Raw genomic sequence first — 15,776 nt, 5'->3', positions numbered from 1 at the left:
GATCGATCCACCTGTTTGATCAAAGTGTGGGCTGGTCTTTGGGTGCAACATGATCTGCTCTATTCGCGCGCCCATTCATGACAGCCCTGTATTCAATTGCTAATAATATGTTGTGTTAACACGGGTTTTGAGTGCATGCAGATTGAAGAAACCGCCTTATCTGGCGTCCTTATCCTGACGCCTAAGCGGTTCGGGGATGAGCGCGGTTTTTTCTCTGAATCCTGGAACCGAAAAACCTTGGGCGCACATGGGATCGTCCTGGACTTTGTGCAGGATAATCATTCGGTTTCTGCTGGTGTTGGGACTCTGCGGGGGTTTCATTTCCAGTCGCCGCCCCATGCGCAGGATAAGCTTGTGCGCTGTGGGCAGGGGGCATTGTTTGATGTAGTGATCGATATCCGCAAAGGTTCACCCACATACGGGCGGTGGCTGGGTATTGATCTGACGGCAGAGAACGGAAAACAGCTTTTGGTGCCCAAGGGGTTCTTGCACGGATTTGTCACGCGGAAAACCAATACTGAGATTTGCTATAAATGCACCGACTATTATGCACCCGAGTGCGAGGCAACAGTGCGCTGGGACAGTTGCGGTGTGGATTGGGGCCTGACCGGCGACCCGGTGCTGTCTGACAAGGACGCAGTGGCCCCCATATTAGCCGAATTCGACAGCCCATTTGTCTGGGAGGGCAGGCCATGAAGCTGCTGGTCACAGGGGGTGCGGGCTTTATCGGATCGGCCGTCGTGCGGCGGGCGGTTCGGGATGGGCATCAGGTGGTCAATCTGGATGCGCTGACCTATGCGGCCTGCCTCGACAATGTGGCCGAGGTGGCGGATGAACCTAACTACACCTTCATAGAGGCTGATATTCGGGATCGCGCGGCCCTGAACCGGGCGCTGGCGGAATATGCCCCGGACGTGATCATGCACCTTGCGGCTGAAAGCCATGTGGATCGCTCGATCGACGGGCCCGGTGCCTTTATCGAGACCAACGTGACCGGCACCTATACCCTACTTGAAGCGGCCCGAGCATATTGGGAAGGGCAGGGGAGGTCAGACAACTTCCGGTTCCACCATATCTCCACCGATGAAGTCTATGGCTCGCTGGGGTCAACCGGTCAGTTCACCGAAGAGACGCCTTATGATCCTCGCTCGCCCTATTCGGCCAGCAAGGCCGCTAGCGACCATCTGGTGCGCGCTTGGTGCGCAACATATGGCCTGCCGGTGGTGCTGACGAATTGTTCGAACAATTACGGACCGTATCATTTCCCTGAAAAGCTGATCCCGGTCACCATCCTGAACGCTCTGGAGGGTAAGCCATTGCCGATTTATGGCGACGGGTCCAATGTTAGAGACTGGTTATACGTGGAAGACCACGCCGAAGCACTGCTTTTGGTGGTCCAGAAAGGTCAGATCGGGCGCAGCTATAACATTGGTGGTGAAAACGAGTGCACCAACCTGCAACTGGTGCAGATGCTGTGCGGTATTCTGGATCGTCTGCGCCCCAGGGCCACGCCCTATGGCGACCTGATCACCTTTGTCGCTGATCGTCCGGGTCATGATGCGCGTTATGCTATCGACCCGACCCGTATTCGACAGGAACTGGGCTGGCGACCCTCTGTCAGTGTTGAAGAAGGCTTGGAGCGGACCGTTCAGTGGTATCTGGACAATGAAAGCTGGTGGCGCGCGCTGCAGAACCGCGACGGCGTTGGCAAGCGATTGGGTATGAAAGCATGACCATCCTTGTCTTTGGCCGAACCGGGCAGGTGGCGCGGGAACTGGCGGCGTATGCGGGTGTGACATGCCTCGACCGTTCTGAGGTTGATCTGGAACAGCCCGCCTCCTGTGCAGCGGCAATCCGCGCGGCGGCTCCACAGGCAGTGATCAATGCGGCGGCCTATACGGCCGTTGACCGGGCGGAAGAAGAAGAGGCGCTTGCAACCGTCATCAACGCGGCGGCTCCCACTGTGATGGCGCGGGAATGTGCGGCGTTAGGCATCCCTTTCGTCTCTATTTCGACGGATTACGTGTTTGACGGCTCGGGGGACGCCCCGTGGAAACCCGCAGATCCCACCAGACCGTTGGGGGCGTATGGGCGTTCCAAATTTGCAGGAGAACAAGGCATAAAGCAGGCCGGAGGGGCCTACGGCATCCTGCGTACTTCGTGGGTGGTGTCGGCCCATGGCAACAACTTCGTCAAGACGATGCGGCGGCTTGGAGCCGAACGAGGCCAGTTGTCGATTGTGGCCGACCAGATCGGCGGCCCGACGCCCGCACGGAACATCGCGGCGGCTTGTCTGTTCATGGCGCAGCAACTGATCAAGGATGCGGGCAAAACGGGTATCTACCACTTTGCGGGCGCACCAGACACCAGTTGGGCCGGGTTTGCCCGGGCAATTTTTGCCGAATTAGAGATTGATTGTGATGTAACGGACATTCCGTCCGGCGAATATCCCACCCCCGCCAGACGCCCATTGAATTCCCGCCTTGATTGTTCCTCACTGGAAACAACTTTTGGCATTACACGTCCTGATTGGCGGCAGGGGTTAAGGGATATTTTGCAAGATTTGGAAAACGCGTCATGAGTACACGGAAAGGCATCATACTTGCGGGGGGATCGGGTACACGCCTCTATCCGATCACGATGGCCGTCTCGAAACAGCTGTTGCCGCTTTATGACAAGCCGATGATCTATTACCCGCTGTCGGTGCTGATGCTGGCCGGTATTCGCGACATTTGTGTGATCACCACCCCGCAGGATCAGGACCAGTTCAAGCGCACGCTAGGGGATGGCAGCCAGTGGGGGGTTAGCCTGACCTATGTGGTGCAGCCCAGCCCTGACGGTCTGGCGCAGGCATATATTCTGGCCGAAGAATTTCTTGCCGGCGCGCCTTCGGCGCTGGTTCTGGGGGACAACATCTTTTTTGGCCACGGCCTGCCCAAATTGCTGGCCGCCGCGGATGGGCATGCCGAGGGTGGGACTGTGTTCGGCTATCACGTGGCCGACCCTCAGCGCTATGGCGTGGTTGCTTTTGACTCGGATGGACGAGCACGCGAGATTATCGAGAAGCCTTCGGTACCTCCTTCGAACTATGCCGTTACCGGCCTTTACTTTCTGGATGGTTCGGCACCTCAGCGCGCCCGACAGGTCAAACCTTCACAGCGGGGCGAGTTGGAGATCACCGACTTGCTGCAGATGTACCTGGAAAAAGGTCATCTCAGGGTCGAAACCATGGGGCGGGGCTATGCCTGGCTGGATACGGGCACCCATGCCAGCCTGTTGGATGCCGGCAATTTTGTGCGCACCCTTGAAGAACGTCAGGGGTTACAGACGGGATGCCCCGAAGAGATAGCCTGGCAACTGGGTTGGATCAGTGACGCGCAGTTACGTCAGCGGGCCGAGATGTTCGCGAAGAATGAGTATGGGACTTATCTGGACGGTTTGTTGGAATAACAGACCGGCTGAGAGAAGGGAGCATTGAACAGGGGGCCGCAAGCCTTGCTGTATAAAGTCAAAAAATGCACCTTGGGATTTGGGTGAAATGAAATAGAAGTGGTGAAAATTTTCTGGGTTTAATAGTTTGTGTGAACGATGTGTCGAAAATTTCCTACAGACCGGACATTGATGGGCTTCGCGCGGTCGCCGTAGTTCCTGTTGTCCTGCACCATGCTGGTTTTAGCGCAGTTCCGGGCGGGTTCGTCGGTGTGGATATATTTTTCGTCATCTCTGGCTTTTTGATAACCAGAATTCTCACGCGGGAAATCCGGGACGGGCAGTTTTCGCTGCTATCTTTTTACGAACGCAGGGCCAGGCGCATCCTGCCCGCACTTTTTATAGTGCTTGTCGCATGCCTGGCTGTCGGCTGGTTTCTTCTACTGCCCAGCCAGTATGACGCGCTTGCCAGGTCTACGGCTGCAACGCTGCTTTTTGTGTCTAACGTCTGGTTTTGGGATGCGGCTGGTGACTATTTCGGCAGGGGGGTCGAATTGGCGCCGCTGCTTCATACCTGGTCTTTGGCGGTCGAAGAACAGTTCTATCTTGGATTTCCAATATTATTGTGGGTAATGGCGAAACAATCGCGCCGCTTTTGGGTTGGTGTGATTGCGCTGATTTCACTCATATCTCTGGGGCTTTCGATATGGGCGACGACCGCTGCGCCGATTGCCAACTTCTATTTTACCTCAATGCGGGTTTGGGAACTGGGGCTGGGTGCGCTGTTGGCCATCGGTGCGTTTCCGGCACTCCGTCGCCCGCTGGTGGCTGAGGTAATCGGGCTGATTGGATTGGCAATTATCCTAGGCAGCATCGTTCTGATCTCGGACAACACCCCGTTCCCCGGGTTGATGGCTGTGCCGCCCTGTGCAGGTGCCGCTTTTTTGATCTGGGCGGGAATGAATAACACTACGTCTGCCGGCCGGTTGTTGGCCTTGCGCCCGATAGTCTGGATTGGGCTCATTTCCTATTCGCTGTACCTGTGGCATTGGCCGGTACTGGTCGCGGCCAGAGTGCAAAACGGCAGTGCGGATCTGCCCGCTATGACGGCGATGATTTGTGTATTTCTGTCTGTTCTGCTTGCAGCGGCTAGCTTGTATCTGATCGAGCGACCCTTTCGCATTCCGGCCAGCAAAGGGGGCTTTTCGCGAGCCAGTATTTTTACGGGTGCAGGCACAGGTGCCACGCTTATATTGGGGCTAGCCGTCATACTTGTTGTGAAAGAGGGCGTTCCAAGCAGGGTTCCGGCTGAGTTGGCAGCCAAAATGAACAAGTTCAAGGAATCCCATTATCTGATGGATGCGTGCAGACAGTGGGAAGACGGTAAAGAACCCTGCAAAATAGGAGCATCCAATCAGGCCGACGCAGAACCTCGCGTCGTCGTGTGGGGGGATTCCCATGCCGGGTCTTTGTTACCCGGCATAGATTCCTGGCTGAAAGACAACAACATTCCGGGCGAGGCCTTTGTAAAGTTTGGCTGCCCTGCGCTGTTGGGGGTCCGCCGCGCCGACATGGCGCCTGCTCATGGTTGCGACACTCATAACGAATTGGTGGTGCGCTATATCGAACGACTGCCCGAATTAGACGCGGTTGTCGTGGCGTCGCGTTGGGCTTTGGCGACCGAAGGTGTTCGGGTTTCGGGCGAAGAGGGGAGAATAGCCGTTCTGGCGGCAACCGATGAGCGCCCCACTGGGGTTGAGGATAATCCAAAACACGTGGAAAAGGGTCTGAAACGGCTGCTTCAAAGGCTGGAAAGCCGGGGTATCGAGGTTCTTATCGTCGGGTCAATACCAGAGATCGGGTTCAACGTCCCCGATGCCCTCGCAGGCAGCGCTGCGTTCGGGACTCAGTTGCGCGTGCCCCCGTCACGGGAAGAGTTTGATCTACGCAATTCCCGCTCTTACGCAATTCTGGCGGATGCCGGGCGGGAATTCGACGCGGCGCTTGCGCGTCCGGCTGATATTTTATGCGATGAGTTCTGCCGTATTCATCTGGACGGTCGCCCTCTTTACCGGGATGACGATCATCTGAGCGAGTTTGGAGCAAACTGGGTTATGCCGGCCTTGCTGGATCAGCATTTCCTGCGAAATTAGTGCATTCCGTCTGTACACTGGGGCATATCCGCAAGGCTGGACTGCCCGACCCCACAACAATCTGGGCCATTTAGTGAAAATGTCTGCAATCAAGAGACAGTCCATATCAAAATACACCAGCGACGGTACATTCGCTTCGACGCGTGGGATGGAAACGAGGATAATCGGACAAGTTTCAGCGGGCGGCTGTGTCTGGCTCGTGCAAGGTTAGGATAGGTTTGGTACCCGGAGATGCGCGCGTGATCGGAGAAGCTGACATGAAGCCGCCATCCCCCGCGATTGGCCGCAGTGATTTGGCAATTCTATTGTTCATTCTGCTGCTCGCTGCCGCGTTGAGAATTGCAGGGCTGAACTCACCGCTTTGGTATGATGAAATCTGGACTGTCGACACGCATATTCGTTTGCCCTGGGGCGACATGATGCGCGAATATTCCATGAACCATCATTATTTCTTCAGCATGAAGGCAAAGCTGTTTTCTCAGATATTCGGAGAGGAATCCTGGGTCTACCGTTTCCCAGCCGTAGTGTTCGGCGTCGGCATCGTCGCCGCGATCTGGTGGCTGACCAAAGAGGTCGCAAACACCTGGATCGCGCATGTCTCGGCCTTGCTCGTGGCCTTGTCCTATCATCAGGTTTGGTTCTCACAGAATGCGCGCGGGTATACCGAGCTTGCTTTTTGGAGTGTGCTTGGCCTCATTCTGTTTCTGCGGGGTGTGCGGCGTCCGGCGATGAAAACCTGGATCGCCTTTGGACTGACCGCCGCCGCCGCTGTTTTCACGCATTTGACGGGTGCATTTTTCTTTGTCGCGCTAGGGTTCGTCTGGCTGATCTCACTGGTGACCGGGTTCGGTCGTGAGGCCCCCCTGACTCGCGAATGGGTGCTGCAGCCGCTGATCGGCGTTGCCCTTGCGCTGGTTCTGATCTTTTTAGCCTATTTGCCGATTTTACCCAGTGTTCTGAATACCATGGGTGAGATATCGGCGACGTCCTCTGTCGACAAGATGCAGGTCTATCAAAACCCGATCTGGACCATGGTCGAAGGCGTGCGAACTGCAATTGGCAATACCGGGCCATTGACAGTGATCGTGGCCGTGGCGGGGTTGGTGACCGTTGCTTTTGGCGCATTGGGGACGCATGCGAAACAGCCACTGTTTTTTGTCACCATCGCCATGCATATTGTCGTGACGCTGGTTATTCTCATGTCGCTGGATATGCGGATTTGGCCGAGGTTTTTCTTTGTCGATATCGGTCCGGTCATTGTTCTTGTCGTTGTCGGTTGCGGCTATGGTGCCGGTCTGGTGGCGCGGCTGTTCAGACGGCCTCAGATTTCGCGGCCGTTGTTTATCGCAGGTGTTCTGGTGATGGTTGCCGTGTCCATGTTTCTGGTACAGCGCAACTATGATGCTCCTAAACAGAATCTAGCCGGGGCTTTTGCCTTTGTCGAAGAAACGCGCGGCCCTTCAGAACGCGTTTATGCCATCAATCCCGGCGGCCCTGTTTTTGAAAGTCACTTTGATGCTGACTGGAAAACCATCGGCGATGCAGAGGGCTATGCCAAGGCGATGGAACAACCCGGACCTGTGGCGCTGGTGGTTTTGTTTCCGAACCGGATGCTGCGCGTCATTCCACGGCTTGGGACGGATGCTGATAAGGAACTGGAACTTGAACGCACCTTTGCTGGCACGCTTGGGGACGGACACGTTCTTATCTATCGGCGCAAGTGACTTCGCTTCAGAAACAACTGATAGAAGGCGTGCAGGCTCCTATTGGCGTGTCGGGTAATTATTGACGAGCGTGGACCCGGCTTTAAGGCGGTCGACCTCGCTGCCAGGGCGCACCCCGTATTCGTGAAAGCCATTGGCGGCCCCGGTCGCATAATAGATGAACTCTCGGTCATAATAGCCGGGGCTAGAAGGGGACTGATCCTGAACAATGACGTTGTTGAGTACGGCCCAATCCCTTTGATTCTGGTACCCGTTGATCCCGCTGACTACGTTTTGCTCGATTACGACAGAAGTCGAATATGAGATATTTATGCGCGGGATCGATACCTTGCCGCCTTTCGGTTGGCGGACCCGGATGATCGAGTTTTTGCGAATCGAAAGATTGTCGGCCCCATGAACCGAAATGCCGTGCATATGCGCGTTGTAGATCACGTTGTTTTCAATCAGCACGTTCTTGTGCCGCAAAAGGGGGTCGCTTGTATTCTTGCCGCTTTTGCCCATGAAAATCGTCTGGGTATAATCTCCGGCTCCGATGTCAAAGACGTTGTCCCGGATCACGATATTCGAACTGCCTCGGTTCGTCGTCCGCATCAGTTGGATCATGTCCCGGTGATCGCGGCTGTTACCGCCGCGGAAAGTGTGAAACCTGTTGAGTTCGATCGTCAGGTTGTCAATTCCGCTTAGGGCCATTCCATCAGCCCGAATGTCATAGAACTGATTTCGGCTCAGCGTCAGATGTGTGGTTTTGAACGCAGTCAGCGCTTTCCACCATTTACGAAACAGGCTGTTAGAGATGGTTATTTTAGAACTGCCTGTGATCTGCAAGCCAAGGCCGTGCCCTATGCCGGTGTTGTAATCCCCGTCGAATACGGAATTGGTGATGGTGATGTTGTGACCGTTAGCAATGCCGAAATGGTTGGTACGGTGCTTGTCGCCACGCTGGAAGGAATAGTCGAACATCAACCCATCCAGCATGAGATTGCCAGCATTCTTCAGGCGTAAACCTGTGAAACATGCCGGTGAACTGGGATCAGCAGACCGGATCGTGACTGGGGTTTTGAAAGCCCTTTTGAGGATCAAAGCGTCGTAGTTTCCCCCGGCCAACAGCAAGGTTTCCCCGCCGCTGGCATGATTGAGGGCTTGATTGAGGCCCTGGGCGTTTTGGATAACCTGGCCGTTTTGCGATTGTGATCCGCCTTTAAACCCAGAGCAAGCCGACGCTGCAAGCAATGGCGTTGCCAGAGATGCGAACACAAGAATGGACCAAAACAGGATGCCAACAGAGATATTTATACGTCTCATAGGAGTAACTCTTTATAATATTGGCTGTACAAGAAATATTAGGCACTTACGAAAGCCTTGTCTATCGCGGCCCTGTCACCAGTCAGAGCGCGTCTTAGAGACGATAAAACGATCTGCCGGCGACAAAACCATCAAGTCCAACAGAGCGCGCGAATTTGTAAAGGTCGCTTGTCTTGTTGATAAAGCCCGAGCGTTTGAAGTTCAGCGACGTGTTGCATAAGACGCCGACGCCGCTGGTTGCCTTGAACTCGGTTAGCAGGTCATACAGCATCGCGTTCTGGTCTTTAGTCACGGTCTGCACCCGTGCCGACCCGTCCACATGACTTACTGCCCTAAGGTTTGGGTTAGTCACTTGCTGAAAATGAAGCATGTGCGGCGAGGGGCCAGACCAGTCGAAATGGTTCGACACATCGTCCTCAAGGCAAACGGGTGACACTGGCGCAAGGCCCGCACGGCCTTTGATTCTGTTTACCCGGTCGCGTGTTTCGTTGGAAAAGGGCGCCGCCAGGATCGAGCGGTTCCCAAGCGCCCGGGGGCCAATTTCGCAATTTCCCATGACCCAGCCGATGACCATTCCGTCATGCAGCGCTTGTGCGACCTCTCTAAGATTCAATTCGCGGCTGGTGACACCTTGCATATCTACCCGGTCGTCGTTGAATGGCTGGCCTGCATACACCGTCCAGTTCAGTTTGGCCCGCCCCGTAAAATGACGCATGGCATCAACCGCTGTACCGATTGCACTGCCCGAGTCATTGGTGCATGGGGGGATGAAGACATCGCGGAACAGGCCGCTGTCCCGCCAACGCGTGTTCCAGCGATAGTTCAGGCCGCATTCTCCGGTAATCAACAGCGGATAGCGCTTGGTCAGATTGGCCTTTGCGAAATCGTGGAAGTGGGAAAACACCGCGTCGGAATATCTGGCCGCAAGGTTGTGGAACCTAGGCGAAGTGACGCCAATGTTGTAGTAGGGTGAGTTTTTGAACGCTTCCTTGTTCAGGAAACCAGAATCCGCGCCGTTTTGTAACAGTGCGTCAATCAAACCCTGTGCGTCGCCATCAATGACGTTTGCCTCGCCATGTGCGCTGGCTGATTGCAGTTTGCTGGAAAACTCCTTTCCCGGGGTATTATCCGTTCCCGAAAAACTGGGGTCGGCAAGCGCATAGAGAAAGGAAAATCGGCGCCCGGGCGCAGCCAGCACCCGCCCCATGTGATGTATCTTTAGGTTGCGATCGATTTCATAGAAATCACCCAGCGCATCATCCCAGACCAGGACATAACAAGGCTCGCCCTGTTTGAAGGGCGACAGCCCATAAGCCGCCCAGATGAGCGAGCGTTCGTGCGAGGAAGAATAATAGTCCAGCCGTTTCCCGAAAAAGTTCTTTGTTCCGACAATGGCCGTGCTTTCGTCGATGCCAAAGCTTCCGGCACCGGATATGGCCGTATGGCTTTCCCCCGGCGTCGACCAACCGCTCAGCGCCAGAACGTCAGGAAGCTCGTTGAACCACAGCCCGGCGTCGAGGAGGGTATTCGGGTCAATTGGTGAGTTTCGGGGAAGGCTGTCTTTCTCGGCTTCATAGGAAAACATCAGATGCTGTTTTGGCGCGTCGACCCCTGCGACAGCCCCATCATGCCCGGATTTGAAGGAAAGAATTTTCATACTAGCACTCTAATCCAACCAGCCTTTTATTGTCAGGTGATCAATCACTGCCCGTGCGGCGACCTGATGCCCATTTGGGGTCCAATGCGCATCGTTCAGAAAATAAACCAATGTTCCGTCAGCGGCGGCCTTCCGCAAGGCAGGCGTCAAATCCATATAGCCTATGCCGTTCTCATCGGCCAATGTCTTAAGTTCAGCGGCCAGTTCCAATGACACCCAGTCCTGTAAGACGCTGTCATCGGGAAAGGCCAGCAAATCGCGATAAACATCTGTCTTAATCGGGATGTGCGCGACCAGAAGCTTCCCGCCATTTTCCCGAACAAGAGCATGCCCTTGTATCAATAGCTCTTTCAGATAGGCCAAGCGTGCCTCGACCCTATCGGGAGGGGGATAGGCGAAATGCATTACCGTTTCTTCAGACCAAGCCGCGTCAATGAAGTGACCAGACCGCGTGCGCGCGCCAAATGTTAACACGGCATCCCCCGGTCGTGTCTTGCTATACTGGTCGTTTTTGGGTTGGCTATAGAACCCGTCCGGCTCATAGACCCGGTTATGGGGTCCTAAAAGGCTAATTCTATTGGGTATAAAGATCTGCTGATAATCGATGAGGCCGGTCAAGGCGGACAGTTCAATCAACAGGGTCAAAAACCCGAGAGTTGCAACACTCAATGCAACGCTTTGAGCAAGGTCCCGGCGCCGGTCAATCTGCCCGTCCGACGTGACCAGTGCTTGTACCGACCATTTGTTGAACGCCACACTTGGGACCATCAGGAAAACCCCGAGCAGTTTCCGATAGCCGGACTTGGATCTTGCGAGCGTCATTTTGGTCTCATACATCGAATTCCAGTAGGCACTATACTGACCGTGTCGCAAACAACGCGACGAGAGGTATCTGTCCTAGTCCAGCTCAAACGCTTCTTTATAATCCTGTTTCAGCGCCTGATCCTGATCAGGTTTTCGCAAAATGCAACGGCCGATGACCAGCATGTCCAGCTCGGTGCCCATGAAGCAACGGAACGCGTCTTCGGGAGTACAGACGATCGGCTCCCCTCGGACGTTGAAGGATGTGTTGACCACAACCGGGCAACCGGTGCGCTGCTTAAATTCGCTAATCAGCGCGTGGTAAAGGGGGTTGGTTTCGGCATGCACGGTCTGAACCCGGGCAGAATAGTCGACATGGGTGACCGCCGGAATATCCGAGCGCACAACGTTAAGCTTGTCGATCCCAAAAAGCTGTGTTTCTTCCGAGGTCATCGTGCGGCGCATCTTTTCCTGAACATCCGCAACCAGCAACATGTAGGGGCTGTCATAGTCCAACTCGAACCAATCGCTTACATCTTCGCGCAGGACTGAAGGGGCGAAGGGGCGAAAGCTTTCCCGGTATTTCACCTTGAGGTTCAGCGTCTTTTGCATCGAAGGGGACCGGGGGTCGCCAATAATGGACCGTCCCCCAAGCGCGCGAGGCCCAAATTCCATCCGGCCCTGGAACCAGCCAAGCGCCTTACCGTCGACCAGAGCTGTCGCTGCCTCGGTGATCATGCCATCGGTTTCGAATGTCTCGAATTTTGCGCCAATCGCGGTCAGGCGTTGCTCAATGTCATCCTGTGCAAAGGATGGACCCAGATAAGAGCCTTGCATCTTGTCGGACGGGCTGCTGCTTTGACGCTCGTTTTTCAGTTCCGTATGCCATGCCGCCAATGCGGCCCCAACCGCGCCCCCGGCATCTCCGGCGGCAGGCTGCACCCAGATATCCTTGAACGCGCCGTCCCGAAGGATATGACCGTTGGCAACGCAGTTCAGCGCCACACCCCCGGCCATGCACAGATTTTCGATGCCATATTCCTGCGCGGCAGAGCGGGTCAGCCGCAGCACAATTTCTTCGGTCACGACCTGAACCGAGGCCGCGATGTCCATGTGGAACTGGGTCAGTGGGTCTTTTTCAGGTTGGCGCACAGGCTCGCCAAACAGGTCAGAGAAACGTTGGTTGGTCATCGTCAGACCAACGGCATAGTTGAAATACTGCATGTCCAGCCTGAAGGACCCGTCCTCCTTCAGGTCAACCAGGTTCTCTAGAATGACATCCTTGAAGCGGGGGACGCCATAGGGGGCCAACCCCATGACCTTGTATTCACCACTGTTGACCTTGAAGCCCGTGTAATACGTGAACGCCGAATAGAGCAGGCCGATCGAATGGGGAAAATGGATTTCCCTTTCAATCTTCAGGTCTTTGCCGCGCCCGATCGCCAATGTCGTCGTGGCCCATTCGCCGACACCATCCAGCGTCAAAACGACCGCCTCTTCAAAAGGAGAGGGAAAGAAAGCACTGGCAGCGTGGCTGAAATGGTGTTCACTGAACATCAGCCTGTCACCAGGCCGAAATTCGGGATCGTGTCCGCGCAGTTCCCGGCTCAGCAAGTCTTTTTGAAACAGCTTCTCGCGCAACCAGACTGGCATGGCCATTCGAAAGGAGTTCAGCCCGCGCGGAGCATAAGAGACATAAGTTTCCAGTAGGCGTTCGAATTTTAGGAATGGCTTGTCATAAAAGGCGATGTGATCGACGTCACCAATGCCAAGGCCAGCTTCATCCAGAACATATTCGATCGCATGAAACGGATATCCCGCATCGTGCTTTTTGCGCGTAAAGCGCTCTTCCTGCGCTGCGGCGACCAAAGAGCCGTCAACGACAATGGCCGCGGCGCTGTCGTGATAAAACGCAGAGATTCCTAGAATTGCAGTCACGACCCGGTCCTAGAACAGCGTGTAAATGAACGGGGCGATAGCCGAACCCTGACTTAGAACGATCAACCCGCCAAAAAGAACCATCATGACAAGGATCGGAAGAAGCCAGAATTTCTTTCGAAACCTGAGAAATTGCCACATCTCCATCAGAAACGACATCCGATACTCCTAAAATTGATTTTTCATCGAACCCACGTTTTCCGTGCGTTTAATCCAATATGTGTTTGTGTCCTTGTTTAGTTTTTGTCTTAAAAGGTCCTTTCCCAAGGCCCTCATGATCAGTCCGGTTGGTGTCACGGTCAGAAAAAAGACCAACGCCATAACGATAGGCGCAACAATTGCGCCCAGCAGTAGGCCGAACTTAGTCCACAGCCGGTTTGCGCCCGACAACAACGAGGGGCGCAGCAAAGTAACCAGCACAAACGCGACCGCAATCGCCAGCGCCCAATACCGCAAGCCTCCGCTGTGGATCAGCGGCCATAGACCAATGATGGTGAATACGGCTGCAAAAACGAAACCAAAATTACGGTTGCTGCCACCCTGGACTTCGTGTCGTGCCTCAATATCGATCATAACAAGATCATCTCATCGGATAACTTTAAGAACTCATACGCCGCCCTGCACAACCAGTCAGGGAAACCAACTTTGTTAATTTATACACTCAGGCTGTGCTGTTGTCGCAAATTTTTTTGGCAAATGGGCGCTATTCCCAAAATTCTGGGCGCAAGGACCGGTTTTGAGGTCGGTTTGCGTGCAGAAATCGCGCACAGTGTCGTGAATGCGGAAACAAACAAGATGGGATTCAAGGATTGGCCCGGTGCCGCCAGTATTGAGCGCCTGGTTTGGCTGTGCGGCCAGACGGGCTCACCCGGCCGAGGTGCGAAACCTTTTTTTATCGGTCTGCATCTGATGTCCAGCTGATTGCCAATTGCGCTCTGCGGTGTCGCCTCATCTTCTCATTGCCACTTTTCAGTATCGAAATGAAACTAAGTGAGCGTGGGCAGGGAGGCTCGCCGAGCGGTTGACGTTGGGGAACCCAGCAAGTGATTGCCGATGTCTAGCGCAGATACGCGAGGTCACGCCTGAATTATGGCATTTTGTTGACCATTGTTGCGACCCCGGAATCAATTCGTCACACCCTAAGATGACCGCTAAGGGATGGGGAACAATTCCCGGTATCGAGTATCGAGTTCACTCGGAAATGAAGGCAATGAGGCAAAACTGTCTCAATACAGGCAACAGTTTCCAAACATAGCCATATTCTGGCCAACCTGTCGCCCTTGTGCGGCTGTTCCCTTTGTCCCGGGTGAGCGGGTTCTCGTGCGCTGCCACTCACAGCGCCTATGAAACAGAAGGTGAAACATGTCGACCACAATTACGGTAACCTCTGCGGCCGAGCTGAATCAGGCTTTGTCTCAGGCGAAAGGTGGGGAAACGATACTTCTTGCAGCAGGTGATTATGGCGCGCTGAACTTAAGCGCGAACTATGCATCGACTGTAACAATCAAGTCCGCGGATGCGAACGCACCCGCTACGATCACGGCGATGAACGTGAACAACGCGTCGAACATTGCGTTCGAAGATCTGAATTTCGACTATAGCTTTAATGGGGAAGCAAAAAGCTATCGGCCGTTTTCAATCGTGAACAGCTCGAACATCACGGTTGATAACTCCACGTTCTCGGGGGATGTGGCCACCGGAGTATCCGCGACAGCTGACGGGTACGGATGGGGTCAGGGCTTGTTTGTTTTTCGTAGCGACAACATCAATGTTACAAACAACGAGTTCCACGACTGGCTAAAAGGGATGTATGTGGGGATCAGCACGGATGTGACTGTCTCGGGCAACAACTTACATTCGATCAGTGAGGACGGGATGTTTTATGAAAACATCAAAGGCGCCGTGATCGAAGGCAACTATATTCACGACTTTGAACGTAATCCGAATGCTGGAGGTCATGGAGACTTTATCCAGTTTTCGAGGCTTACGGGTGTAAGTACCGACATCATCATTCGCGACAACGTCCTGGACATGGGGTCCGGGGATTGGGCGCAATCGATTTTCATGGGGAACGGTAAAATCGTCCAGCCCTACCAAAATGTTCTGATCGAAAATAACACGATCTACAACGGCCACACACACGGAATTTCCGTGAGCGGAACTAACGGTTTGACGATCTCGAACAACACGGTTCTGGCAGTGCCTGGCGCGTTGACCGGCGGTGTGTCAATTCCGAAGCTATCTGTGGCCAGTGGTTCGACCAATGTCACGATTAATCAAAACGTTGTTTCCCAGATCAATGGCTATTCCGGCCAATCGGACTGGAATGTAACGGACAATGCTTTGGTCAAGACCCACCAATATGACGGCGTGTTCACGTATCATGCGACTGGCGCGCAAGATGGATACAACCAGTATGGCGTCATACCGGGCAGCATCGTTGACAACTTGAATGCGGGTTCGGATTTGGCTCAGCAGTTTCCGTTCTCTTATGACGCTTGGGTTGGAACCGCTACTAGCGGCGGCACCACTCAGCCCGGTGGTGGAACAACCCAACCCGGCGGTGGGACCACGCAACCCGATAGCGGGACGACCCAACCTGACAGTGGGACCACGCAACCCGATAGCGGGACGACCCAACCTGACAGTGGTACAACCCAGCCTGACAGTGGGACCACGCAACCCGATAGCGGGACGACCCAACCTGACAGTGGTACAACCCAGCCTGACAGTGGGACAACTCAACCTGACAGCGGGAAGACCCAGCCTGAC

13 protein-coding genes are annotated in these 15,776 nt (G+C 54.6%); 7 read left to right on the top strand and 6 right to left on the bottom strand.

Annotation, left to right across the window (positions count from 1 at the left end; translation table 11 throughout):
* Positions 1 to 135 precede the first annotated feature (135 nt).
* The 6 genes from rfbC to ACR0AJ_RS08195 all read left to right on the top strand — a co-directional run bounded on the left by rfbC (position 136) and on the right by ACR0AJ_RS08195 (position 7,306).
* The gene (rfbC, locus tag ACR0AJ_RS08220) at positions 136 to 696 is read left to right on the top strand and encodes a dTDP-4-dehydrorhamnose 3,5-epimerase (RefSeq protein ID WP_170349868.1); all 561 of its coding nucleotides are present in this window, start codon (positions 136 to 138) and stop codon (positions 694 to 696) included.
* Entirely contained in the window at positions 693 to 1,733 is a 1,041-nt protein-coding gene (rfbB, locus tag ACR0AJ_RS08215; protein WP_170349867.1) for a dTDP-glucose 4,6-dehydratase, read from the top strand. Before rfbC ends, rfbB begins: the two co-directional genes overlap by 4 nt.
* Positions 1,730 to 2,581 carry a dTDP-4-dehydrorhamnose reductase gene (gene rfbD, locus ACR0AJ_RS08210; protein ID WP_170349866.1) on the top strand — a complete coding sequence of 284 codons (852 nt, stop codon included), beginning with the start codon at positions 1,730 to 1,732 and terminating at the stop codon, positions 2,579 to 2,581. Before rfbB ends, rfbD begins: the two co-directional genes overlap by 4 nt.
* Positions 2,578 to 3,450 carry a glucose-1-phosphate thymidylyltransferase RfbA gene (gene rfbA, locus ACR0AJ_RS08205; RefSeq protein WP_170349865.1) on the top strand — a complete coding sequence of 291 codons (873 nt, stop codon included), beginning with the start codon at positions 2,578 to 2,580 and terminating at the stop codon, positions 3,448 to 3,450. Before rfbD ends, rfbA begins: the two co-directional genes overlap by 4 nt.
* Before the next feature lie 131 nt (positions 3,451 to 3,581).
* A complete protein-coding gene (locus ACR0AJ_RS08200; RefSeq protein ID WP_480740563.1) occupies positions 3,582 to 5,582 on the top strand; it encodes an acyltransferase family protein in 2,001 nt (666 codons plus the stop codon).
* A gap of 257 nt (positions 5,583 to 5,839) precedes the next feature.
* A complete protein-coding gene (locus tag ACR0AJ_RS08195; RefSeq protein WP_480647223.1) occupies positions 5,840 to 7,306 on the top strand; it encodes a glycosyltransferase family 39 protein in 1,467 nt (488 codons plus the stop codon).
* A 39-nt stretch (positions 7,307 to 7,345) separates the two neighbouring features.
* Here the strand turns inward: ACR0AJ_RS08195 and ACR0AJ_RS08190 are convergent, their stop codons facing one another.
* The 6 genes from ACR0AJ_RS08190 to ACR0AJ_RS08165 form a co-directional block, all read right to left on the bottom strand.
* Entirely contained in the window at positions 7,346 to 8,608 is a 1,263-nt protein-coding gene (locus ACR0AJ_RS08190; protein ID WP_480740561.1) for a right-handed parallel beta-helix repeat-containing protein, read from the bottom strand.
* 94 nt (positions 8,609 to 8,702) lie between these two features.
* The gene (locus tag ACR0AJ_RS08185; protein ID WP_480740560.1) at positions 8,703 to 10,265 is read right to left on the bottom strand and encodes a carbamoyltransferase C-terminal domain-containing protein; all 1,563 of its coding nucleotides are present in this window, start codon (positions 10,263 to 10,265) and stop codon (positions 8,703 to 8,705) included.
* Between the two features lie 9 nt (positions 10,266 to 10,274).
* On the bottom strand, positions 10,275 to 11,087 hold the full coding sequence (locus ACR0AJ_RS08180) for an alginate O-acetyltransferase AlgX-related protein (protein WP_480740558.1): 813 nt from the start codon (positions 11,085 to 11,087) through the stop codon (positions 10,275 to 10,277).
* Between the two features lie 75 nt (positions 11,088 to 11,162).
* Positions 11,163 to 13,004: a carbamoyltransferase family protein gene (locus ACR0AJ_RS08175; RefSeq protein WP_480740557.1), complete on the bottom strand. Its 1,842-nt coding sequence runs from the start codon at positions 13,002 to 13,004 to the stop codon at positions 11,163 to 11,165.
* 9 nt (positions 13,005 to 13,013) lie between these two features.
* Complete coding sequence (locus tag ACR0AJ_RS08170; protein WP_170349858.1) at positions 13,014 to 13,163, bottom strand: DUF5989 family protein; 150 nt, start codon at positions 13,161 to 13,163, stop codon at positions 13,014 to 13,016.
* A 9-nt stretch (positions 13,164 to 13,172) separates the two neighbouring features.
* Positions 13,173 to 13,577, bottom strand: a complete 405-nt coding sequence (locus ACR0AJ_RS08165) for an SxtJ family membrane protein (protein ID WP_170349857.1) — start codon at positions 13,575 to 13,577, stop codon at positions 13,173 to 13,175.
* A 789-nt stretch (positions 13,578 to 14,366) separates the two neighbouring features.
* On the opposite strand from ACR0AJ_RS08165, the gene ACR0AJ_RS08160 reads away from it, so the two are divergent.
* Positions 14,367 to 15,776 (top strand): right-handed parallel beta-helix repeat-containing protein (locus ACR0AJ_RS08160; RefSeq protein WP_480740556.1); only part of this gene is annotated, 1,410 nt, incomplete at its 3' end.

It is taken from the genome of Ruegeria sp. CJ9 (assembly GCF_056536625.1).
This window is presented reverse-complemented; position numbering and strand designations above follow the sequence as displayed.

What these genes read in the sequence shown, in the direction of transcription:
- rfbC (WP_170349868.1), top strand. Translation starts at nt 136, where the DNA reads ATGCAGATTGAAGAAACCGCCTTATCTGGCGTCCTTATCCTGACGCCT.
- rfbB (WP_170349867.1), top strand. Translation starts at nt 693, where the DNA reads ATGAAGCTGCTGGTCACAGGGGGTGCGGGCTTTATCGGATCGGCCGTC.
- rfbD (WP_170349866.1), top strand. Translation starts at nt 1,730, where the DNA reads ATGACCATCCTTGTCTTTGGCCGAACCGGGCAGGTGGCGCGGGAACTG.
- rfbA (WP_170349865.1), top strand. Translation starts at nt 2,578, where the DNA reads ATGAGTACACGGAAAGGCATCATACTTGCGGGGGGATCGGGTACACGC.
- ACR0AJ_RS08195 (WP_480647223.1), top strand. Translation starts at nt 5,840, where the DNA reads ATGAAGCCGCCATCCCCCGCGATTGGCCGCAGTGATTTGGCAATTCTA.
- ACR0AJ_RS08190 (WP_480740561.1), bottom strand. Translation starts at nt 8,608, where the DNA reads ATGAGACGTATAAATATCTCTGTTGGCATCCTGTTTTGGTCCATTCTT.
- ACR0AJ_RS08185 (WP_480740560.1), bottom strand. Translation starts at nt 10,265, where the DNA reads ATGAAAATTCTTTCCTTCAAATCCGGGCATGATGGGGCTGTCGCAGGG.
- ACR0AJ_RS08180 (WP_480740558.1), bottom strand. Translation starts at nt 11,087, where the DNA reads ATGACGCTCGCAAGATCCAAGTCCGGCTATCGGAAACTGCTCGGGGTT.
- ACR0AJ_RS08170 (WP_170349858.1), bottom strand. Translation starts at nt 13,163, where the DNA reads ATGTCGTTTCTGATGGAGATGTGGCAATTTCTCAGGTTTCGAAAGAAA.
- ACR0AJ_RS08165 (WP_170349857.1), bottom strand. Translation starts at nt 13,577, where the DNA reads ATGATCGATATTGAGGCACGACACGAAGTCCAGGGTGGCAGCAACCGT.